The organism is Pseudomonas sp. G2-4, assembly GCF_030064125.1.
Lineage (GTDB): Bacteria > Pseudomonadota > Gammaproteobacteria > Pseudomonadales > Pseudomonadaceae > Aquipseudomonas.
The window spans coordinates 586,953-607,538 of sequence record NZ_CP125957.1; the positions used below are offsets into that span (position 1 = coordinate 586,953).

Genomic DNA, 20,586 nt, shown 5'->3' on the forward strand with positions numbered 1-20,586 from the left:
GCCTGAGAACGTGATCTGTCAGGTCCACCGCGTTTGCCGGTTTTACGACTGCTTCGCAGTCGAGCGGGAGCAAGCTCCCTCGCCACAGGGTCGGTGTTCCATTCCATTTGAGCGCATGTCGTAAACGCACCTTTGTGTGGCGTCCATAGGCATTTGACCTGCCTGCGCCGGCCATACCATCGCATCCAAAGGGCACGACCGAATGGTCAGTGCCTCACCGAGACGAAAGGCGCACCGCCGCCGCTGGGAGAGACGCGATGTTCAGCAAGCAAGATCAGATTCAAGGTTACGATGATGCACTGCTGGCGGCGATGAACGCCGAAGAGCAACGCCAGGAAGATCACATCGAGCTGATCGCGTCAGAGAACTACACCAGCAAGCGCGTGATGCAGGCCCAGGGCAGTGGCCTGACCAACAAGTACGCCGAAGGCTATCCGGGCAAGCGCTACTACGGCGGCTGCGAGCACGTCGACAAAGTCGAAGCCCTGGCTATCGAACGCGCCAAGCAATTGTTCGGTGCCGATTACGCCAACGTCCAGCCGCACTCCGGGTCTTCGGCCAACAGCGCCGTGTACCTCGCCTTGCTGCAGGCCGGTGACACCATCCTGGGCATGAGCCTGGCCCACGGCGGTCACCTGACCCACGGCGCCAAAGTGTCGTCCTCGGGCAAACTCTACAACGCGGTGCAATACGGCATCGACACCACCACTGGCCTGATCGACTACGATGAAGTCGAGCGCCTGGCGGTCGAGCACAAGCCGAAAATGATCGTGGCTGGTTTCTCGGCTTACTCCAAGACCCTCGACTTCCCACGTTTCCGCCAGATCGCCGACAAAGTCGGTGCCCTGCTGTTCGTCGACATGGCCCACGTGGCCGGTCTGGTCGCCGCCGGCCTGTACCCGAACCCGCTGCCGTACGCCGACGTGGTCACCACCACCACCCACAAGACCCTGCGCGGTCCACGTGGCGGCCTGATCCTGGCCAAGGCCAACGAAGAGATCGAGAAAAAACTCAACGCCGCAGTATTCCCGGGCGCCCAGGGCGGCCCGCTGATGCACGTGATCGCCGGCAAGGCAGTGTGCTTCAAGGAAGCGGCGGAGCCTGGCTTCAAGGTTTACCAGCAGCAAGTGATCGATAACGCCCAGGCCATGGCTGGCGTGTTCATCAAGCGCGGCTACGATGTAGTGTCCGGTGGCACCGATAACCACCTGTTCCTGGTCAGCCTGATTCGTCAGGGCCTGACCGGCAAGGATGCCGATGCTGCCCTGGGCCGCGCCCACATCACCGTCAACAAGAACGCTGTGCCGAACGACCCGCAATCGCCGTTCGTGACTTCGGGCCTGCGCATCGGCACTCCGGCGGTGACTACTCGCGGTTTCAAGGTCTCCCAGTGCGTCACGCTGGCCGGCTGGATCTGCGACATCCTCGACAACCTCGGCGACGCCGATGTCGAGGCCAATGTTGCCCAGCAAGTAGCGGCCCTGTGCGCGGACTTCCCGGTTTATCGCTGAGTCGGTTTTGGAGTAATGACTATGCAACGCTATTCGGGCTTCGGCCTCTTCAAGCACTCTCTCAGCCATCACGAAAACTGGCAGCGGATGTGGCGTACGCCGACACCGAAAAAAGTCTACGACGTGGTCATCGTCGGCGGCGGCGGGCATGGTCTGGCGACCGCCTATTACCTGGCTAAAGAACACGGCATCACCAACGTGGCCGTGGTCGAGAAAGGCTGGCTGGGCGGCGGTAACACCGCGCGCAACACCACCATCGTGCGCTCCAACTACCTGTGGGACGAATCGGCCCATCTGTACGAACACGCGATGAAACTCTGGGAAGGCCTGTCCCAGGACCTGAACTACAACGTGATGTTCTCCCAGCGTGGCGTCTACAACCTGTGCCACACGCTGCAGGACATCCGTGATTCCGAGCGTCGTGTCAGCGCCAACCGCCTCAACGGCGTGGACGGCGAACTGCTCAACGCCAAGCAAGTGGCTGACGAGATTCCTTACCTGGACTGCTCGAAAAACACCCGCTACCCGGTGATGGGCGCCACCGTCCAGCGTCGCGGCGGCGTGGCCCGTCACGATGCCGTGGCCTGGGGCTTTGCCCGGGCCGCCGACGCCTTGGGCGTGGACCTGATCCAGCAGACCGAAGTGATCGGTTTCCGCAAGGAAAACGGCGTGTGCATCGGTGTGGAAACCAACAAGGGCTTCATCGGCGCCAAGCGCGTCGGTGTGGTGACCGCCGGTAACTCCGGGCACATGGCCAAGCTCGCCGGCTTCCGCCTGCCGATCGAATCCCACCCGCTGCAAGCGCTGGTGTCCGAGCCGATCAAGCCGATTATCGACAGCGTGATCATGTCCAACGCCGTGCACGGCTACATCAGCCAGTCCGACAAGGGCGACCTGGTGATCGGTGCCGGTATCGACGGCTACAACGGCTACGGCCAGCGCGGCTCGTACCCGGTGATCGAACACACCGTCCAGGCCATCGTCGAGATGTTCCCGGTGCTTTCGCGGGTGCGCATGAACCGCCAGTGGGGCGGCATCGTCGACACCACGCCGGACGCCTGCCCGATCATCTCCAAGACCCCGGTACCGAATATGTTCTTCAACTGCGGTTGGGGCACCGGCGGCTTCAAGGCCACTCCGGGCTCGGGCAACGTCTTCGCTGCAAGCCTGGCCAAGGGTGAAATGCACCCACTGGCCGCACCGTTTTCCATCGACCGTTTCCACAACGGCGCACTGATCGACGAACACGGCGCTGCTGCCGTCGCCCACTAACAGGAGAAATCCCTATGTTGCACATCTTCTGTCCTCACTGCGGCGAACTGCGCTCCGAAGAGGAATTCCATGCATCCGGCCAGGCGCATATCCCGCGTCCGCTGGATCCGAATACCTGCACCGACGCGGAGTGGGGCGATTACATGTTCTTCCGTGACAACCCACGCGGGTTGCACCATGAACTGTGGGACCACGTCGCCGGCTGCCGTCAGTATTTCAACGCGACCCGTGACACCGTGACCTACGAGATTCTCGAAACCTACAAGATCGGCCAAAAGCCGCAGTTCACCGACAAGGCTGACAGTCCGAAAGCGGCTGCACAGGCTCTGGGAGAGAAGGTATGAGCCAGATCAATCGCCTGTCCAACGGCGGACGGATCGACCGCAACAAAGTGCTGAGCTTTACTTTCAACGGCCAGACCTACAAAGGCTTTGAGGGCGATTCCCTGGCCGCTGCATTGCTGGCCAACGGCGTCGACATCATTGGTCGCAGCTTCAAGTATTCCCGTCCGCGCGGCATCTTCGCCGCCGGCGCCGAAGAGCCGAACGCGGTGCTGCAGATCGGTGCCACCGAAGCCACGCAGATCCCTAACGTGCGCGCCACGCAACAGGCGCTGTATCAAGGTTTGGTCGCCACCAGCACCAACGGCTGGCCGAACGTGAACAACGACATGATGGGCATTCTCGGCAAGGTCGGCGGCAAGCTGATGCCGCCGGGCTTCTACTACAAAACCTTCATGTACCCGCAATCGTTCTGGATGACGTACGAGAAGTACATCCGTAAGGCCGCCGGCCTGGGTCGCTCGCCGACCGAGAACGATCCGGACACCTACGACTATATGAACCGTCACTGCGACGTGCTGATCGTCGGTGCTGGCCCTGCTGGTTTGGCCGCCGCACTGGCCGCGGCCCGTAGCGGTGCGCGCGTCATCCTGGCCGACGAGCAGGAAGAGTTCGGCGGCAGCCTGCTTGATTCCCGCGAGAGCCTGGACGGCAAGCCGGCGACCGAATGGGTCGCGGCGGTGATCGCTGAACTGAAATCGATGCCCGAAGTGGTGCTGCTGCCTCGCGCCACGGTGAACGGTTACCACGACCATAACTTCCTGACCATTCATGAGCGCCTCACCGACCACCTCGGTGACCGTGCGCCGATTGGCCAGGTCCGCCAGCGCATCAACCGTGTCCGCGCCAAACGCGTGGTGCTGGCGACCGGTGCCTGCGAACGGCCACTGGTCTACGGCAACAACGACGTGCCGGGCAACATGCTGGCCGGCGCAGTGTCCACCTACGTGCGCCGCTACGGCGTGGCACCGGGCAAGAAGCTGGTGTTGAGCACCAACAACGACCACGCCTATCGCGTGGCCCTGGACTGGATCGACGCCAGCCTGCAAGTGGTGGCTATCGCCGACGCCCGCGCCAACCCTCGCGGTGCGCTGGTAGAAGAGGCGCGTGCCAAAGGCATCCGCATCCTCACCGGCAGCGCCGTGGTCGAGGCCCGTGGCAGCAAGCGTGTCACTGGCGCGCGCATCGCCGCTATTGATGTGAAAGCTCATAAAGTCACCAGCCCTGGCGAATGGCTGGACTGCGACCTGGTGGCCACTTCCGGCGGCTACAGCCCGGTGGTTCACCTGGCTTCGCACTTGGGCGGCAAACCGATCTGGCGTGAAGATATCCTCGGTTTCGTACCGGGCGAAGCACCGCAGAAGCGTGTGTGCGTGGGCGGCGTGAATGGCGTCTACAGCCTCGGCGATACCTTGGCCGATGGCTTCGAGGGCGGCGTGCGCGCAGCCAGCGAAGCCGGCTTCAAAGCGGTGGAGGGCGTGTTGCCTAAAGCCCTGAGCCGTCATGAAGAACCGACCTTGGCGCTGTTCCAGGTGCCACACGAAAAAACCACCGCACGGGCGCCGAAGCAATTCGTCGACCTGCAGAACGACGTCACCGCCGCCGCCATCGAACTCGCCACCCGCGAAGGCTTCGAGTCGGTGGAACACGTCAAGCGCTACACCGCACTGGGCTTCGGCACCGACCAGGGCAAGCTGGGCAACGTCAACGGCCTGGCCATCGCGGCCCGCTCGCTGAACGTGAGCATCCCGCAGATGGGCACCACCATGTTCCGTCCGAACTACACGCCGGTGACCTTCGGCGCAGTGGCCGGCCGGCACTGCGGGCACATCTTCGAACCGGTGCGCTTCACCGCGCTGCATGCCTGGCATGTGAAGAACGGTGCTGAATTCGAAGACGTCGGCCAATGGAAGCGCCCATGGTACTTCCCGAAAAACGGTGAAGACCTGCACGCTGCGGTCAAGCGCGAATGCAAGGCCGTGCGTGACAGCGTCGGCCTGCTGGACGCTTCGACCCTGGGCAAGATCGACATCCAGGGCCCGGATGCCCGCGAGTTCCTCAACCGCGTCTACACCAACGCTTGGACCAAGCTCGACGTGGGCAAGGCTCGCTACGGCCTGATGTGCAAGGAAGACGGCATGGTCTTCGACGACGGCGTAACGGCCTGTCTGGCGGACAACCACTTCCTGATGACCACCACCACGGGCGGAGCGGCACGTGTGCTGCAATGGCTGGAGATCTATCACCAGACCGAATGGCCGGACCTGAAGGTGTACTTCACCTCGGTCACCGACCACTGGGCGACCATGACCCTGTCGGGCCCCAACAGCCGCAAGCTGCTGAGCGAAGTCACCGACATCGACCTGGACAAGGACGCTTTCCCGTTCATGACCTGGAAGGAAGGCCAGGTGGGTGGCGTGCCAGCACGGGTGTTCCGGATCTCGTTCACCGGTGAACTGTCGTACGAAATCAACGTGCAGGCCGACTACGCCATGGGCGTGCTCGAGCAAATCGTCGAGGCCGGCAAGAAGTACAACCTGACCCCGTACGGCACCGAGACCATGCACGTACTGCGGGCCGAGAAGGGCTTCATCATCGTTGGCCAGGACACCGACAGCTCGATGACCCCGGACGACTTGAACATGGGCTGGTGCGTAGGCCGTACCAAACCGTTCTCGTGGATCGGCTGGCGTGGCATGAATCGCGAAGACTGTGTACGTGAGGACCGCAAGCAACTGGTGGGTCTCAAGCCGATCGACCCGAATGTCTGGCTGCCGGAAGGCGCGCAACTGGTGTTCAACACCAAGCAGGCGATCCCGATGACCATGGTTGGTCACGTGACCTCCAGCTATGCCCACAACTCCCTGGGTTATTCGTTTGCGATGGGCGTGGTCAAGGGTGGCCTCAAGCGGATGGGCGAGCGAGTGTTCGCGCCATTGGCCGACGGCAGCGTGATCGAGGCAGAGATTGTTTCTTCGGTGTTCTTCGATCCGAAGGGGGATCGGCAGAATATCTAATGACCTTCAGGTCTGTGGTGAGCAGTTGCTCCGCGGTGCCAGCATCGCGAGCAGGCTCGCTCCCACAGGAGATCGCATGACCCTTGTGGGAGCGAGCCTGCTCGCGATGGCGGCAGAACAGCCGCCACAAGGGCCGGAACCAGAATTCAAGACAGGTGCTATATGACCGCAGTCAACGTGTACCAACAACGCCCAACCACCGGGGCCAAGGCCGAGTCGTCGCTGCACCATGCCGACCTCGCCAGCCTGGTAGGCAAGGGCCGCAAGAACGCCGGTGTGACCGTGCGCGAGAAAAAACTCCTGGGCCACCTGACCATTCGTGGCGATGGCCACGACCCGGCGTTCGCCGCCGGCGTGCACAAGGCCCTGGGCCTGGAATTGCCGGGTGCACTGGCCGTCATCGTCAAGGGTGAAACCAGCCTGCAATGGCTCGGCCCGGACGAGTGGCTGCTGGTGGTGCCGAGCGGTGAAGAGTTCGCCGCCGAGAAAAAATTGCGCGAAGCCCTGGGCGACCTGCACATCCAGATCGTCAACGTCAGCGGCGGCCAGCAGCTCCTCGAGCTGTCCGGCCCGAACGTGCGCGACGTACTGATGAAATCCACCAGCTACGATGTACACCCTAGCAACTTCCCGGTGGGCAAGGCCGTGGGCACGGTGTTCGCCAAGTCGCAACTGGTGATCCGCCACACTGGCGAAGACACCTGGGAACTGGTGATCCGCCGCAGTTTCTCCGATTACTGGTGGCTGTGGTTGCAGGATGCGGCGGCTGAGTATGGGTTGAGCGTGCAGGCCTGATTGATGGCCTTGGACTGCTTTTGTGGCGAGGGAGCTTGCTCCCGCTGGGCTGCGAAGCGGCCCTCGCTTTTGGCGGTTGCTACGCAACCGAGCGGGAGCAAGCTCCCTCGCCACAGGGTTCGTTGTCGCCCGGTTAATTTTTGAACAGGAGTCACCGCAATGAGTCGCGCCCCAGACACATGGATCCTCACCGCCGACTGCCCCAGCGTGCTCGGCACGGTGGACGCGGTGACCCGCTTTCTGTTCGAGCAGGGCTGCTACGTCACTGAGCACCACTCCTTCGACGACCGGCTCTCGGGGCGCTTTTTCATTCGCGTGGAATTTCGCCAGCCGGATGGCTTTGACGAGCAAAACTTTCGCGCCGGCCTGGCCGAACGTGCCGAAGCCTTCGGCATGGTCTTCGAACTGACCGCACCCAACTACCGGCCCAAAGTCGTGATCATGGTGTCCAAGGCCGATCACTGCCTCAACGACTTGCTCTACCGCCAGCGCATCGGCCAGTTGTCCATGGACGTGGTGGCCGTGGTGTCCAACCACCCGGACCTCAAGCCGTTGGCCGACTGGCACCAGATTCCCTACTACCATTTCCCCCTGGACCCGAACGACAAGCCCTCCCAGGAGCGGCAGGTGTGGCAGGTGATCGAAGACACCGGCGCCGAGCTGGTGATTCTCGCCCGCTACATGCAAGTGCTGTCGCCGGAGTTGTGCCGCAAGCTCGATGGCAAGGCGATCAACATCCATCACTCGCTGCTGCCGGGCTTCAAGGGCGCCAAGCCGTATCACCAGGCCTACAACAAGGGCGTGAAACTGGTTGGCGCGACGGCGCACTACATCAACAACGACCTGGACGAAGGCCCGATCATCGCCCAGGGCGTGGAAGTGGTGGACCACAGCCACTATCCCGAAGACCTGATCGCCAAGGGGCGGGATATCGAAGGGCTGACTTTGGCCCGGGCGGTGGGGTATCACATCGAGCGAAGAGTGTTTCTCAACGCCAACCGCACTGTCGTTCTTTAGACCGACATCGCGAGCAGGCTCGCTCCCACAAAATACGGGAGCACACAAAGATCCAATGTGGGAGCGAGCCTGCTCGCGAAGAGGTCCTCCCAAACAACACAGAAACAAGACACAAGCACTACCCGAGCAATCAACGCGCTGCCTGCCTGGGCAACGCAGTTCCACAAAAACAACAGCGAGGTGAAAGCATGTCTGGTAATCGTGGTGTCGTGTATCTCGGCAACGGTAAGGTCGAAGTACAGAAAATCGACTATCCAAAAATGCAGGACCCGCGCGGCAGGAAGATTGAGCACGGTGTCATCCTGCGCGTGGTCTCCACCAACATCTGCGGCTCCGACCAGCACATGGTGCGCGGCCGTACCACGGCTCAGACCGGTCTGGTCCTGGGTCACGAAATCACCGGTGAAGTGATCGAAAAAGGCAGCGATGTCGAGAACCTGAAAATCGGTGATCTGGTGTCGGTGCCGTTCAACGTGGCTTGCGGGCGCTGCCGTTCCTGCAAAGAGCAACACACCGGCGTCTGCCTGACCGTCAACCCGGCCCGTGCCGGCGGTGCCTACGGTTACGTGGACATGGGCGACTGGACCGGCGGCCAAGCCGAATACGTGCTGGTGCCGTACGCTGACTTCAACCTGCTGAAACTGCCGGACCGCGACAAGGCCATGGAGAAAATCCGTGACCTGACCTGCCTGTCCGACATCCTGCCGACCGGCTACCACGGCGCCGTTACCGCCGGTGTTGGCCCTGGCAGCACCGTCTACATCGCCGGTGCCGGCCCGGTTGGCCTGGCGGCCGCCGCTTCCGCACGCCTGTTGGGCGCTGCGGTGGTGATCATCGGTGACGTCAACTCAGTCCGCTTGGCCCATGCCAAGGCCCAGGGCTTCGAAATCGTCGACCTGTCTACCGACACCCCGCTGCACGAGCAAATCGCTGCACTGCTGGGCGAACCAGAAGTGGATTGTGCCGTTGACTGTGTCGGCTTCGAAGCCCGTGGTCACGGCCATGACGGCGTCAAGCACGAGGCCCCGGCCACCGTGCTCAACTCGTTGATGGGCGTGGTCCGTGTCGCCGGCAAGATCGGCATCCCCGGCCTCTACGTCACCGAAGACCCGGGCGCAGTCGATGCCGCGGCAAAAATGGGCAGCCTGAGCATCCGCTTCGGCCTCGGCTGGGCCAAATCCCACAGCTTCCACACCGGCCAGACCCCGGTGATGAAGTACAACCGCCAGTTGATGCAGGCGATCATGTGGGACCGCATCAACATTGCCGAAATCGTTGGCGTGCAGGTGATCAGCCTGGATGATGCGCCGAAGGGGTATGGCGAATTCGATGCGGGTGTGCCGAAGAAGTTTGTGATTGATCCGCATAAGTTGTTTAGTGCGGCGTGAAGTTAACTGATGGAAAGGGGGCGGCAGATTTTGCCGCCTTTGTTTTTTGAAGCAATCACTCTCTAAGCTTTTCTAATGTCCGTATATTTTTTCGGGTGATAGTGGGAAAGTAAACGGCCAAGTTTACGGTTTTTGCCTATCATGTATTCCTTCACTGTCTCGTCAACAGCCCCATTGGGTAGATCATTTCTTGGCGTCTGGACTGGCCCATAACGTACACCGCCCGAGAATGCTTTTACGGGTTTTCCGGTCAGCTCCGAAAGCGTCAAGCCGAACGGTTTTTCGCCATCGGCTGAGTAGCAGGCTATTAATCGGATGCTGTCGTACTTATTAAGGTCAACCCTGTTTTTAAGCCTAAAATATAATTGGTTAGGGGTTATTTGTTTGCCATCTGCTTCAATGTACGGATATTTTCCGTCCACGGGCCGCCCGCCATGAGCGTCTATATTCAATCGGTTTGGGTTCTCGGTTTCATCGAATATAGCAACTCCGTCGGCGATCCTCCTGTAATTTTTGACGGGGCTTCTCTTGATCCCAGATAGGTTATCGATGTGGCGTACGAAAAAGCGGTATATTGCATCACCCCATAACCTGAATGGTATATGACCTGTCGGGTCATTTCTATTTATCGGGTTCCCCATACAGTACCCATATGTATTCAATCCACCCTCCCCAAAGGGACTCCAACTGTCCGGACTGTTAAAGCGCATTAATACTGGGTTGAACGCCCTATAGCCATTACCCAACAAGTAATGCCCAGTCACCGGGTCCGGCCGTTCGCCGTTGAAGCCGAGCGGGCTGAGTAGACCGTTTTCCGGGACACGGTGACCGTAAGGTGTGTAGGCGAGGGGGTGAGGGCCCGTTGCATTGAGCGCGTGTAATACCGAGCGTTGCAGATCGGTGGTTAATAACGTGATGTCTAGGGCGCCGTTGTGTCTTTGTTGTAGCGCCAGGAGCTGGTCATCCTGCTGGTAAATGGAGCACTGCGCCGAGCCTTGGATTTCGGTAAACAGGCGATCCTTCAAATAGAAGCGCTGGGATTTTGCCTGGGCTGTTGGTGTGCAATCGACCAGCCGATCCAAAGGGTCGTAGCTGTATTGGCAGAGCAGGTTTGCGCGTTCGACTGGCATAGGCGTTACTCCTTGGAAGATATGCACATTTAAAGAGTTACTGTGACGCAATTGGGTAGAGCCGCCTACTAGCAACTCTGATAGGTGGATAGCGGGAGGTGAGGCAGAACGGCGCTCAAGAGGGCCGGCTTTCACGAAGGGCATAACTGTTAGTGAAGCAAGTGAACATATTGAACGACATCAACACTGCGGAAATCGGCCGCGTACCGATCATCTGCTTGGACGACATGCCGAAAGGCTCTGGCGAGTTCGATGTGGCGAGCCGAAGAAGTTTGTGATTGATCCGCATGAATTGTTTTGTGCGGCGTAAGGTAGGGAGTAAGACGGAAAAAGGGCGACAGTGATATCGCCCTTAAGTTAATTGCAGTGTGTGATGTCCAGTACTGTCTACTGTTTAAGATTCTCGAATGCTGCGCATAGCTTCCTCGTAAGACGGTGGGAACTCGTAAGACGGTGGAACGCCACCGTAGCCGGCAGGCACAACGCCATATTGAGGTCTAAGTTCAATTAGACTTCGATAAGTGTCAGCCATAACCACATTTAGTCTACGAGCTCTCACTTCGCGGGCGTTTGTAACATACTCCATAGCCGATGAAGATTGTGAGGGTGCGCGAGAGAGTGCCGGTGATGGGGGGCCTGAAGCAAACGGAATGTCCGGTGTCTCATTTCTCTCGTAGGAATGCGAGCCGGGGCGAGTAGGGATTACATACCCCCAATCTCTAGTTCTCAGTGCTGGGGGTTCAGAAGTCCGGTTTGCTGCAGCAGTAGAGCTTTCCAAAGGACGTACTGTCCGCGGTTGATGTCCGGTTGTTGCCGACGGATTTCGAGACACCTCGGGTTGAGCTACCCGAGGGGATGGTCTCATGATCCCCAATCCCCTCAAGACAACTTTTAACGGTCCCCAAGTATGCCCCGTTGGGTCATTCCGATTTATCGGGTCCCCAACGCAATAGGCATATGAATTCAATCCACCTGTCCCAAACGGACTCAAACTGTCCGGACTGTTGAAACGCATCAACACTGGGCTGAATGCCCGATACCCATTGCCTAGCAAATAAGCCCCCGTCACCGGATCCTGCCGTTCGCCGTTGAAGCCCATCAGGTTAAGCAACCCGTTTTCCGGGCGCGGTGACCGTAAGGTGTGTAGGCGAGAGGATGAGGCCGTGTTGCGTAGAGTGCATGGAGTACCGAGCGTTGTTGATCTGTAGTGAGCAAAGTGGTTTCGACGGCGCCATCCTGGCGCTGTTGTTGCGCCAGGAGATGATCCTCCTGCTGGAAAATCGAACGCTGTATTGAACCTTGTATCTCGGAGGCAAGGCGGCTTTTCAGATAGAAGCGCTGAATGCTGGTTTCAGCAGGAGGCTTGCAATTGGCCAGGCGATCCAATGGATCGTAATGATAGCGGCAGAGCAGCGTTTCACGGTTCGCTGACATGGGCTAGATCCCTAAATGGACCGGACTCTATACCGGCGTAACTCTCGTGGCCTGCATTTTAATTATCTGCGAATGTCTGAAGGCTCTAAAGGATATCTGTTGATGTAATAGGTGCGTAATGCCTCCAAGTCAAAACGAATTGGTCCTCGGCGATACATGGGTAAGTAGGTTCTTATATTTGAATTGACTTTTCTACCGGCGTGCGCCAATGCCCGTCGCTCCCTATATTTTAATAGGTGTACTTCGTCGCTGAGTTTAAGTGGTAGTGGAGTGGAGTTTTCTAACTCTTTGTCTGGGATGTTAGTGCCGCTTTCGATCCAGTTCTGAATGTCTTTGCGATTTGTTCTGTGTGGCGTTTCGGATTTTGCGGCAATCCACCGTTGAGTGCTTCTTTCACTGTGGTTTGTTTGAGTTCTTGGGTTTTTTACGTAAGAAATGCGCTCAGGTAAATCCATGGAGTTTTGTTTTATCGGGATGTTCTGGCCAAGTTTTTCGGAGCTTCCTATTATATCCATTGGGCGAGGAGTCGATGGGGTCCTGAACCTGTATAGCTTCATGAGTGAGCGCCAAACATGGCCCGTCGGGTCGTTCCGATTCACCGGATCTGCTGCGCAGTACACATACGTATTCAACCCTCCCTCTCCAAAAGGACTCAAAGTGTCGGGGCTGTTGAACCGCATCAACACCGGGTTGAATGCCCGATAACCATTACCCAGCAAATAGTGACCCGTCACCGGGTCCGACCGTTCGCCATTGAAGCCGAGCAAGCTAAGCAAACCGTTTTCCGGCGGGCGGTGGCCGTAAGGCGTATAGACAAGAGCATAAGGCTGCGTTGCATTGAGCGCGTGCAATACCGAGCGTTGTTGATCGGTGGTAAGCAAAGTGGTTTCGACGGCGCCGTTCTGGCGCTGTTGTTGCGCTAGGAGTTGATCGGCCTGCTGGAAAATCGAGCGCGCTATAGAACCTTGTAGCTCGCAGGTCAGGCGCTTTTGCAGATAAAAGCGCTGGGTATTGGTCTGGGTCGACGGTGAGCAGTTGGCCAGACGATCCAATGGGTCGTAATGGTAGCGACAGAGCAGTGTTTCAAGGTTAGCAGACATGGGTTGGCTCCCTGGATGGACCGATTATTCCGGCGTAACTTTGGTGGCCTGCATTCCCTTGCTTCCCTGCTCGATTTCAAAGGAGACGGTTTGTCTCTCTTTCAAGGTTTTATAACCTTCGCCGGATATCGCCGAGTAGTGAACGAACAGTTCTTCGCCACCTTTGCCACAGGAAATGAAGCCATAGCCCTTTGCATCGTTGAACCATTTAACGGTTCCCTTGATTCGGTCGTTCATTTTTATTGTCCTGCTTGCCCGAATGGATAAAGGTTTGGTTGCCCATGACCTTGTTTTCGTTGACTCAACTGGAGCTTAGGGGCGGGGCAAATCGGTGCCTACTGTCAGAGTTGACAGTAGGCAATACCGAGAGGGAATAACCGATTGCAGGTGATATTCAGATGACTGTCATGAGGCGGTCATGCCATGGCTTGCGCCTGCAATCGTCTGCCGATCACGTCCAGTACATCGCAGCCATCGCGCAAGGGAATCGCCAGGAGCAGGGCGAAGTCGTGGAGGACGACGGCGTCGGAACTGATCTCCTCGCGGAAGGCGATGTTTTCCAGCAATTGGGTGACGGCGCGGATGCGGTAGGCGGCGGTTTCGTAAAGGACGTCGAGGGGGGCTTGGGTGTCGATGAGCAGGGTGGCGGGGGTGCAGTCGATGCCGGTGATGGGGATGTATCGGTTCATTGGGTAGATCTCCATGGGGTTCGATGATGCCGCCACTCACTCGTCGCCAAACGAATGGGTGGCAGCTGTACGCAGGTTGGCGAACCGGACACCATGGAAGCCGGCAGACCCGAAGGCCTCCCGCGCACAACTGCCATTGAGCAATTCTGCGAGTGCAAAAGCCCGTGCCAAAAAGCAGGGCTTCTGACCATAGTGTATCGAGTCGCCAAACCCGAGTCGCCATGTGGACGACGGGAAGAACTATAGGCATCGCCTATTGGGCTGAGCAAGGCTCGCTGTTGCGGGGGATTTCCCAAGTATTTGTGGGATTTTTGGTCGTGAGTATTCAAGCAGGAGCACCGCGTCCACTGTGGCGAGGGAGCTTGCTCCCGCTGGGCTGCGCAGCAGCCCCCAAACCAGACAACCCGGTGTGTCAGGAGGATTGAGTTCGCTGCTTTAGGGCTGCTGCGCAGCCCAGCGGGGATAAATCCCCTCGCCACAATGGGAGAGCAACCCCTGTGTTTCAGACACCAGCGGCGAGCGCTTCGCACTCGAGCGGGAGCAAGCTCCCTCGCCACGGGTTATTGATGTGCAGTTGCGGCTTCGACCCGGTCGCAGAATTCAGGGTAGAAACCCCGGGCGCTGGGGCCTTGGCAATAGTCTTGCGCCTGGGTCAGGGCATCGGCGCTGAAGTCCAGACTACGGGGCATGCTGGCAAAGGTGACGTAGCCACCCTGTTGCGTCTTGATGGCGTCGAAGCCCTGCATGTCGTAGACCAGCTCCACGTCATCATCAGCCAGCAATCGCGCCTTGACCGTCACTTGCGTGTATTGCTTGCCCCCCGGCGCGCCATTGAGCGCCGCCAGGCCGTGGCCGACCACGCGCAACATGTGCGGAACCCAGGGCTCGCAGTTCTCCGCGCAAGGACCTGGACGGTAGAGCACGGTCAGTGCCTGCTGATCGCGGCTCACCTCGGTCAGGGCCGGGTCGGAGCGTTTGATGCGATGCTCAATGGTCAGCCAGGTCTTCTGCGCTTCGCTGACATCATCGCCAAGCTCCGGATTCAGCGGTCCCCGCTGGCATTCGGTGACGCCAAAGACAATGAGCATGCCCGTCAGGATGACCGCGAGGGTCGCTCCGCCAATTTTTACATTCATAGGCAAACTCTGCTGGAGGATGCGGCACTGTACGGTAACCGTGCAGTCAATGGCAGGGCGTTCTAGAGGCGCAGCGCGGGGGCAATCAATGCATTGTGATCAAGCGTCAAAAGCTGACGCGAAAGTCGTCGGCACTGATCAACCTGCAGGTTTTGATGTCCGAGCTTTCGCAACGATTGTCCGCCCACGGCAGCAGGGTCGGCTCTTGGACTTGAAGGTATTCCAGGGTCAGGTTGATCGCACCGTACTTGCAAGTAATGGTTGCCCTCGTCGGGGCCTGGTTATCTGCGTCCGGTTCATGGATGGCGAACTCGGCACCGTTGAATTGCAACAACGCAGGGTTGGCCACTCCCACGACGCTGTGGCTTTCCCATTCGTGATCATCCTGTACTTCTATCGAACCAGTGTCCGTATAGATTTGCGTGACGGCAGGACAGGTTATTTCCCCGGCACGGGCATGGCCGATGATCAGCAAGAGCATTCCGGCGCCGCTGATAGTCAGTATGTTTCGCATTAGCCAGTCTCCGTTTTTTCGTGTCGGCGACATGTTTGCGGCTATGGGTGGCGAGGACTACTGTCAAGGCTGACAGTTGTTTATGTTGATTTGGAATTAGTTGGTTCAGGCCTGTTGTCGTTTGGCGATAAGAAACTCAAAACTTCCTGAAAAGCGGAAATGACTGAAGAATTGAAAGGTGTCAGGCAAAAGAAGCGGATTCAGATGCAAATCCCAGAGGAGGAACAATCCTCGCCCAACCCAGTCCAACGCTCGATTTTGCGCCGCCCCTCACGGGCGGTTTTTTGATGGTTCAGAGGATGTTCGGGATGAAGGTTTCACGCGGTTTTGCCCTGTCTTGCCTGTTGACGCTGGCCGCCAGCCCGGCCTTCGCGCAGTTCAGCCTCAGTGATGCGGCCAATGTGGTGTCGGCGATGCAGGGCAATCAGGCTGAACAGGGGGAGGGCGCCGTGGCTGCCGCCCCGAAAGCCGCCGGGCTGCTCAACACCCTGGGCTCGGAACTCAAGATCACGCCGGAACAGGCCATCGGCGGTGCCGGTGCGATGCTGGGGCTGGCGAAGAATCGGCTCAGTGAGCCGCAGTTTTCCGAGTTGAGTAAAAGTGTGCCGGGTCTTGATCAGATCGCTGGTAACAGTGCCATTGGCGGGCTTAATGGTTTGGGTGGCTTGCTTGGTGGTGGATCGGATAAAACTTCCTTGCTCGACGGCTTGCTGGGGAACGTCAAGGACACCAATGACTTGAATAACGCCTTCAGTGCGCTGGGTATGGACAGTGGGATGATTGGGCAGTTTGCTCCGCTGATTCTTGAGTATCTTGGGCAGCAGGGTGTGGGAAGTTCATTGTTGCAGAATTTGGGCGGTATCTGGGAAGGTGGCGCGGGTATTTGATCTGTCGCGCGCTCAGGCGATCCAACAGGACGCATCGATAGCAACAAAACATTTTGCCGCGGAGCGATTAGTATCGTTCGGACTACGTGCATCAGATTGATGCGCCCCGTATTGAAGCAGAAGTCGGTTTAACAGGACTTGGATGTCTCATTCTGGCGGGGGAACGTCTTGGAGTATTTGGGTAAAAGGTTACCGGCTGGTACTTCGCCAGTACGGGGATCAGGAAGTTAATCAAGCCTCCACGAAGGATAAGGCTTTTACTGTTGGTGCCCGTCCCATCAATAGCTCCCCCCACCGGTCCATGAAAAGCCTTAGTCGGAAGGCCCGTGAGGTTGGCAATATTCTGTCCCAAAGAGTTATCAGCTGAGTAACAAACTATTGTTCGAACTGATGTGTAGTCGTCAAAATTAACTCCGCTGAAGTAAAAAAGATCATTAAGGTCGTGGTGGCTTCTAAATTTGTCGGTTGATTGAATGCCGCTATTTTCTTTATTTCCATGGCCTATCATACTGAGTCGAAGACCTTCTTTGTAAGTGTCATCAAATACTGTAAGGTCGCTGATGAGGGTTCTGACATTCGATATGCTTTTCACCTTCGTCCCGTACACAGGAAGGTATCTAACCCCCTTGATTGCTACATATTCAGCAATTTTTGATAGCCAATTTATAGCTGTGCTAAGGAAAGAAGAAAGTGAATGCCCGTTGGGGTCAATATTATTCACTGGGTCGGCGTCGCAATACGCATACGCATTCAACCCACCCTCCCCAAACGGACTCCAACTGTCCGGACTGTTAAACCGCATCAACACCGGATTGAACGCTCGATACCCATTCCCCAACAAATAATGCCCCGTCACCGGATCCGGCCGCTCGCCATTAAACCCAAGCAAACTGAGCAAGCCGTTTTCCGCTGGGCGATGACCGTAAGGCGTATAGGCGAGGGGATGAGGTCGGGTTGCATCGAGCGCATTCAATACCGAACGCTGCTGATCAGTCGCCAGCAGCGTGGTGTCGACCCTAGCATCCTCGCGCCGTAGTTGCGCCAACAGTTGGTCTTCGTGTTGGAAGACGCTGTGTTGCACCGCCCCCTGCACCTCAGTAGCCAATCGGCTTTTGCAATAAAAGCGCTGGATGTGGGCCTCGGCGGAGGGCACACAATCGGTCAGGCGATCGAGCGGGTCGTAGCCATACCGGCACAATACGGTTTCGCGAGGGGCGGTAGGCATGCACCGGGCTCCATGCAAGGTCCAAAAATCCGGACCTCTAGCATCGGAGGTTTCTCCGCCGCTGCCTACTATCAGAACTGTTAGGAATCCATTGTTTCGCTGCGCAACGCCGCAATACGCCGATCCTTCTCAGTCCACAACTGATTGACCCAATCCTGCACATATTGGCGAAACACCGGGTCGTTCTCGTAATCCCCCTGCCACAGCGCCGGGTCCAGCTCGCGGGTCTGGATGTCGACGATGACCCGGGGCACTGCGCCGCTGATCAAATCCCAGAACCCGGGAATCCGCTCCTGCGGGTACACCACCGTGACGTCCAGTACGGCATCGAGTTGTTCACCCATCGCCGCCAGCACGAATGCCACGCCACCGGCCTTGGGTTTGAGCAGGTGGGTGAAGGGTGACTGCTGTTGTTGGCTTTTGGCGGCGGTGAAGCGCGTGCCTTCGAGGTAGTTGACCACGGTGACCGGTTGGCGCTTGAACAGCTCGCAGGCCTGGCGGGTGATTTCCAGGTCCTTGCCGGCCAGCTCCGGGTTCTTGGCCAGGAAGGCTTTGGTGTAGCGCTTCATGAACGGGTAATCCAGCGCCCACCAGGCCAGCCCCAGGAACGGCACCCAGATCAGTTCCTTCTTGAGGAAGAACTTGAAGAATGGCGTGCGCCGGTTGAGGGCCTGGACCAGGGCGGGGATGTCGACCCAGGATTGGTGATTGCTGATCACCAGGTAAGACGTATCGCCGCGCAGGTTGGCGCCGCCGCGGATGTCCCAGCGGGTGGGGATGGACAGGGCGAAGATCAGCTTGTCGATTTCGGCCCAGGTCTCGGCGATCCACATCACCGCCCACGAGGCATAGTCGCGAAAGCGCCCGGGGAGGATCAGTTTGAGCAGGGCGAACACCATCAGCGGCCCGAACAGCACCAGGGTGTTGAGCAACAACAGCAGCGTGACGAAACAGCCGGTGAGCAGGCGGCGCATACATGACTCTTGCAAACAGGTGGGCGGGCCATGATAAGCAAGCTTCGGGCGGCAGGCCAAATCGGTGTGGACGAATGTTTCACTTGGGCTTGGCTAAACTGGATGGGCTTTTGTGGCGAGGGAGCTTGCTCCCGCTGGGCTGCGAAGCGGCCCCAATGACGGCCAGATTGGTTCGATTTTGCGACTGCTGCGCAGTCGAGCGGGAGCAAGCTCCCTCGCCACGGGTACGCGTCCAACCGAACGAATTCACCGTCCAAGGTCTAAACCCCCACCCCACACAGGAAGCCCTATTGCATGAAATCCATTCTCGCCCTGCTTACCCTGGTGGCCCTTCCAGTGCTGGCCGCCGAGCCGACCCTGTACGGGCGCTACGAATACATCGCGCTGCCGGAAATCGGTGGTGAAGTGCTCAAGGCCAAGATGGACACTGGCGCCCTGACTGCGTCGCTGTCGGCCAAGGACATTGAGACCTTCACCCGTGATGGCGATGACTGGGTACGTTTCCGCCTGGCGACCAAAGGTGCGAGCAACAAGGTGTACGAACACAAGATCGCGCGCATCAGCAAGATCAAGACCCGTTCTGAAGAAGACGAGGACGACGACGAAAAAATCGCGCCGACCAAGCGTCCGGTGGTGGATCTTGAACTGTGCCTGGGTAACGTCAAGCGCACCGTGGAGGTCAACCTGACCGACCGCAGCAGTTTCAACTACCCGTTGTTGATTGGTGCCAAGGCCCTGCGTGAGTTTGGCGCAGCGGTGAACCCGGCGCGGCGATTTACGGCGGATAAGCCGGACTGTTGATGGTGTAGCCCACATGCCGAACATGGTCCCGAAAAATAGACGATGTTTTTCGGGGCTGGATGTTTTGTAGTGTTGCGTAGAAGTTTGATTTTATGCGACGACGGCTATTGGCGAATCTCGTTCAATAAGTCGATTCTGGTATGTTCTTTAATGTACTTCGCGCGATCAATAATTGCGCGATAAACATAATCTTGGGTAGTTGCTTTGATAGGCGTGTCAGGGTTAATGCTCTTGAATCTGGCTACCTTGGCAGAATTCACTAAATTTCTAAGGTGAGAGATGTATATGTCATGATGAGTCGTGTCGACCAGTCCACTTTTTCTATCTATAAATTTTTTGTTTACATCTGGCTTTTGTTTAAAGTCATATCCAAATTGTGCTTTTCTATATGCTGCTAAGCTTTTTTCTAAGTCGAGTATACGATTGGATTTGGTGTAGCTAGTTTGGTCTTTTAAAAGTGCTTCATTTTCTTTTATAAGCTTTGCTTGGGATCTTAATGATGCGCGGAATTTTCTCACGCGAGCGCTGGCTTGAGCTCTGCGATGAGCAGCAGTAGATGTCGATCGTTCTATCGGTAATCCAGTTGCTTTATTTACCAGGTTTTTTATGGGTAGTCCCATCTTTGGCGTAGGCACTGACAAAGTGCGAACCTGCCCCGTAGGATCTATCCAATTAATCGGATCCCCCGAACAATACCCATAAGCATTCAAACCTCCTTCACCAAACGGACTTAAACTGTCCGGACTGTTGAATCGCATCAGCACCGGATTGAACGCCCGATACCCATCCCCCAACAGATAATGTCTCGTCACAGGATCCGGCTGTTCACCATTGAACCCGAGCAAACTGAGCAAGCCGTTTTCCGCCGGGCGATGACCGTAAGGTGTATAGACGAGGGGATGAAGCCGGCTTGCATCGAGGGCGTTCAATACCGAGCGCTGTTGATCGGTAGCGAGTAGGGTGGTTTCGGCCTTTGCATCTTCGCGTCGTAGTTGCGCCAACAGCTGTTCGTCGTATTGGAAAACGCTGTGTTGCACCTCGTCCTGTATTTCGGTGGCCAATCGGCTCTTGCAGTAAAAGCGCTGAATGCTGGCCTCGGTGGACGGTGCACAATCGGCCAGGCGATCGAGCGGGTCGTAGCGGTAGCGGCACAATACGGTTTCACGAGGGGAGGCAGGCATCGACTGAGCTCCATCTGAAGTCCGAAAATAACTGGCCTTAGCATCAGCCGCTTTTCAGCGGTTGGCCACTATCAGAACTGTTAGGCACAACGACCAGCCACCGACAAACTCAACTGCCATTGACGTACCCCAAGCCTTGGGGCACCGTTCCGGCAACTTTATTGCCGGGCTCGC

The 20,586-nt window shown here is 57.8% G+C and carries 20 protein-coding genes and 1 pseudogene; 10 read left to right on the forward strand and 11 right to left on the reverse strand.

The window, feature by feature from the left end:
- Positions 1-257: 257 nt before the first annotated feature.
- The 7 genes from glyA to fdhA all read left to right on the forward strand — a co-directional run bounded on the left by glyA (position 258) and on the right by fdhA (position 9,341).
- Entirely contained in the window at positions 258-1,511 is a 1,254-nt protein-coding gene (gene glyA / locus QNH97_RS02570) for a serine hydroxymethyltransferase (protein WP_025215864.1), read from the forward strand.
- Positions 1,512-1,532: 21 nt separating this feature from the next.
- Positions 1,533-2,783, forward strand: a complete 1,251-nt coding sequence (locus QNH97_RS02575) for a sarcosine oxidase subunit beta (RefSeq protein ID WP_003177603.1) — start codon at positions 1,533-1,535, stop codon at positions 2,781-2,783.
- 14 nt (positions 2,784-2,797) lie between these two features.
- Positions 2,798-3,127: a sarcosine oxidase subunit delta gene (locus QNH97_RS02580; protein ID WP_283555468.1), complete on the forward strand. Its 330-nt coding sequence runs from the start codon at positions 2,798-2,800 to the stop codon at positions 3,125-3,127.
- Positions 3,124-6,141, forward strand: coding sequence for a sarcosine oxidase subunit alpha (locus QNH97_RS02585; protein ID WP_283555469.1), 3,018 nt, complete (start codon positions 3,124-3,126; stop codon positions 6,139-6,141). The genes QNH97_RS02580 and QNH97_RS02585 overlap by 4 nt, the downstream gene beginning before the upstream one ends.
- A 162-nt stretch (positions 6,142-6,303) precedes the next feature.
- Complete coding sequence (locus QNH97_RS02590; RefSeq protein WP_265031646.1) at positions 6,304-6,936, forward strand: sarcosine oxidase subunit gamma; 633 nt, start codon at positions 6,304-6,306, stop codon at positions 6,934-6,936.
- Positions 6,937-7,095: 159 nt separating this feature from the next.
- Positions 7,096-7,953, forward strand: coding sequence for a formyltetrahydrofolate deformylase (gene purU, locus QNH97_RS02595; protein WP_283555470.1), 858 nt, complete (start codon positions 7,096-7,098; stop codon positions 7,951-7,953).
- A gap of 188 nt (positions 7,954-8,141) precedes the next feature.
- The gene (gene fdhA / locus QNH97_RS02600; protein ID WP_123343755.1) at positions 8,142-9,341 is read left to right on the forward strand and encodes a formaldehyde dehydrogenase, glutathione-independent; all 1,200 of its coding nucleotides are present in this window, start codon (positions 8,142-8,144) and stop codon (positions 9,339-9,341) included.
- Positions 9,342-9,403: 62 nt separating this feature from the next.
- Here fdhA and QNH97_RS02605 read toward each other — a convergent pair whose 3' ends face one another.
- Positions 9,404-10,471 (reverse strand): RHS repeat-associated core domain-containing protein, encoded by a 1,068-nt coding sequence (locus tag QNH97_RS02605; RefSeq protein ID WP_283555471.1) that lies wholly within the window; start codon positions 10,469-10,471, stop codon positions 9,404-9,406.
- 209 nt (positions 10,472-10,680) lie between these two features.
- Here QNH97_RS02605 and QNH97_RS29405 point away from each other — a divergent pair.
- Positions 10,681-10,781: pseudogene (locus tag QNH97_RS29405) on the forward strand (hypothetical protein); the annotation flags it as partial.
- A gap of 84 nt (positions 10,782-10,865) precedes the next feature.
- Here the strand turns inward: QNH97_RS29405 and QNH97_RS29410 are convergent.
- From QNH97_RS29410 to QNH97_RS02635, 7 genes are all read right to left on the reverse strand, one after another.
- Entirely contained in the window at positions 10,866-11,570 is a 705-nt protein-coding gene (locus QNH97_RS29410) for an RHS repeat-associated core domain-containing protein (RefSeq protein ID WP_502944526.1), read from the reverse strand.
- Positions 11,570-11,905, reverse strand: a complete 336-nt coding sequence (locus QNH97_RS29415; protein ID WP_502944480.1) for a hypothetical protein — start codon at positions 11,903-11,905, stop codon at positions 11,570-11,572. The genes QNH97_RS29410 and QNH97_RS29415 overlap by 1 nt, the downstream gene beginning before the upstream one ends.
- A gap of 62 nt (positions 11,906-11,967) precedes the next feature.
- Positions 11,968-13,005 (reverse strand): RHS repeat-associated core domain-containing protein, encoded by a 1,038-nt coding sequence (locus tag QNH97_RS02615; protein WP_283555472.1) that lies wholly within the window; start codon positions 13,003-13,005, stop codon positions 11,968-11,970.
- Between the two features lie 24 nt (positions 13,006-13,029).
- Positions 13,030-13,242 (reverse strand): cold-shock protein, encoded by a 213-nt coding sequence (locus QNH97_RS02620; protein WP_063324053.1) that lies wholly within the window; start codon positions 13,240-13,242, stop codon positions 13,030-13,032.
- A gap of 179 nt (positions 13,243-13,421) precedes the next feature.
- Positions 13,422-13,694: a hypothetical protein gene (locus QNH97_RS02625; protein ID WP_003177613.1), complete on the reverse strand. Its 273-nt coding sequence runs from the start codon at positions 13,692-13,694 to the stop codon at positions 13,422-13,424.
- 560 nt (positions 13,695-14,254) lie between these two features.
- Positions 14,255-14,830 (reverse strand): hypothetical protein, encoded by a 576-nt coding sequence (locus QNH97_RS02630; RefSeq protein WP_283555473.1) that lies wholly within the window; start codon positions 14,828-14,830, stop codon positions 14,255-14,257.
- A 106-nt stretch (positions 14,831-14,936) separates the two neighbouring features.
- On the reverse strand, positions 14,937-15,344 hold the full coding sequence (locus tag QNH97_RS02635) for a DUF3757 domain-containing protein (protein ID WP_283555474.1): 408 nt from the start codon (positions 15,342-15,344) through the stop codon (positions 14,937-14,939).
- Positions 15,345-15,652: 308 nt separating this feature from the next.
- Between QNH97_RS02635 and QNH97_RS02640 the strand changes: the two genes are divergently transcribed.
- Positions 15,653-16,231 carry a DUF2780 domain-containing protein gene (locus tag QNH97_RS02640; protein ID WP_283555475.1) on the forward strand — a complete coding sequence of 193 codons (579 nt, stop codon included), beginning with the start codon at positions 15,653-15,655 and terminating at the stop codon, positions 16,229-16,231.
- A gap of 91 nt (positions 16,232-16,322) precedes the next feature.
- Here QNH97_RS02640 and QNH97_RS02645 read toward each other — a convergent pair whose 3' ends face one another.
- Both QNH97_RS02645 and yihG read right to left on the reverse strand, forming a co-directional pair.
- A complete protein-coding gene (locus QNH97_RS02645) occupies positions 16,323-17,456 on the reverse strand; it encodes an RHS repeat-associated core domain-containing protein (RefSeq protein ID WP_283555476.1) in 1,134 nt (377 codons plus the stop codon).
- 80 nt (positions 17,457-17,536) lie between these two features.
- On the reverse strand, positions 17,537-18,430 hold the full coding sequence (yihG, locus tag QNH97_RS02650) for a 1-acylglycerol-3-phosphate O-acyltransferase, YihG family (protein WP_283555477.1): 894 nt from the start codon (positions 18,428-18,430) through the stop codon (positions 17,537-17,539).
- Positions 18,431-18,724: 294 nt separating this feature from the next.
- On the opposite strand from yihG, the gene rloA2 reads away from it, so the two are divergent.
- Positions 18,725-19,231: a retropepsin-like aspartic peptidase RloA2 gene (gene rloA2 / locus QNH97_RS02655; protein ID WP_283555478.1), complete on the forward strand. Its 507-nt coding sequence runs from the start codon at positions 18,725-18,727 to the stop codon at positions 19,229-19,231.
- 104 nt (positions 19,232-19,335) lie between these two features.
- Here rloA2 and QNH97_RS02660 read toward each other — a convergent pair whose 3' ends face one another.
- On the reverse strand, positions 19,336-20,412 hold the full coding sequence (locus QNH97_RS02660) for an RHS repeat-associated core domain-containing protein (RefSeq protein ID WP_283555479.1): 1,077 nt from the start codon (positions 20,410-20,412) through the stop codon (positions 19,336-19,338).
- Positions 20,413-20,586 lie beyond the last annotated feature (174 nt).

Excerpts from the sequence above, each read along its gene's own strand:
- yihG (WP_283555477.1), bottom strand. The coding sequence starts at position 18,430 with ATGCGCCGCCTGCTCACCGGCTGTTTCGTCACGCTGCTGTTGTTGCTC.
- QNH97_RS02615 (WP_283555472.1), bottom strand. The coding sequence starts at position 13,005 with ATGTCTGCTAACCTTGAAACACTGCTCTGTCGCTACCATTACGACCCA.
- glyA (WP_025215864.1), top strand. The coding sequence starts at position 258 with ATGTTCAGCAAGCAAGATCAGATTCAAGGTTACGATGATGCACTGCTG.
- QNH97_RS02635 (WP_283555474.1), bottom strand. The coding sequence starts at position 15,344 with ATGCGAAACATACTGACTATCAGCGGCGCCGGAATGCTCTTGCTGATC.
- QNH97_RS02605 (WP_283555471.1), bottom strand. The coding sequence starts at position 10,471 with ATGCCAGTCGAACGCGCAAACCTGCTCTGCCAATACAGCTACGACCCT.
- QNH97_RS29410 (WP_502944526.1), bottom strand. The coding sequence starts at position 11,570 with ATGGGCTTCAACGGCGAACGGCAGGATCCGGTGACGGGGGCTTATTTG.
- fdhA (WP_123343755.1), top strand. The coding sequence starts at position 8,142 with ATGTCTGGTAATCGTGGTGTCGTGTATCTCGGCAACGGTAAGGTCGAA.
- QNH97_RS02620 (WP_063324053.1), bottom strand. The coding sequence starts at position 13,242 with ATGAACGACCGAATCAAGGGAACCGTTAAATGGTTCAACGATGCAAAG.
- QNH97_RS02575 (WP_003177603.1), top strand. The coding sequence starts at position 1,533 with ATGCAACGCTATTCGGGCTTCGGCCTCTTCAAGCACTCTCTCAGCCAT.
- QNH97_RS02645 (WP_283555476.1), bottom strand. The coding sequence starts at position 17,456 with ATGCCTACCGCCCCTCGCGAAACCGTATTGTGCCGGTATGGCTACGAC.
- QNH97_RS29415 (WP_502944480.1), bottom strand. The coding sequence starts at position 11,905 with ATGTCAGCGAACCGTGAAACGCTGCTCTGCCGCTATCATTACGATCCA.
- QNH97_RS02585 (WP_283555469.1), top strand. The coding sequence starts at position 3,124 with ATGAGCCAGATCAATCGCCTGTCCAACGGCGGACGGATCGACCGCAAC.
- purU (WP_283555470.1), top strand. The coding sequence starts at position 7,096 with ATGAGTCGCGCCCCAGACACATGGATCCTCACCGCCGACTGCCCCAGC.
- QNH97_RS02580 (WP_283555468.1), top strand. The coding sequence starts at position 2,798 with ATGTTGCACATCTTCTGTCCTCACTGCGGCGAACTGCGCTCCGAAGAG.
- QNH97_RS02590 (WP_265031646.1), top strand. The coding sequence starts at position 6,304 with ATGACCGCAGTCAACGTGTACCAACAACGCCCAACCACCGGGGCCAAG.
- QNH97_RS02625 (WP_003177613.1), bottom strand. The coding sequence starts at position 13,694 with ATGAACCGATACATCCCCATCACCGGCATCGACTGCACCCCCGCCACC.
- rloA2 (WP_283555478.1), top strand. The coding sequence starts at position 18,725 with ATGAAATCCATTCTCGCCCTGCTTACCCTGGTGGCCCTTCCAGTGCTG.
- QNH97_RS02640 (WP_283555475.1), top strand. The coding sequence starts at position 15,653 with ATGAAGGTTTCACGCGGTTTTGCCCTGTCTTGCCTGTTGACGCTGGCC.
- QNH97_RS02660 (WP_283555479.1), bottom strand. The coding sequence starts at position 20,412 with ATGCCTGCCTCCCCTCGTGAAACCGTATTGTGCCGCTACCGCTACGAC.
- QNH97_RS02630 (WP_283555473.1), bottom strand. The coding sequence starts at position 14,830 with ATGAATGTAAAAATTGGCGGAGCGACCCTCGCGGTCATCCTGACGGGC.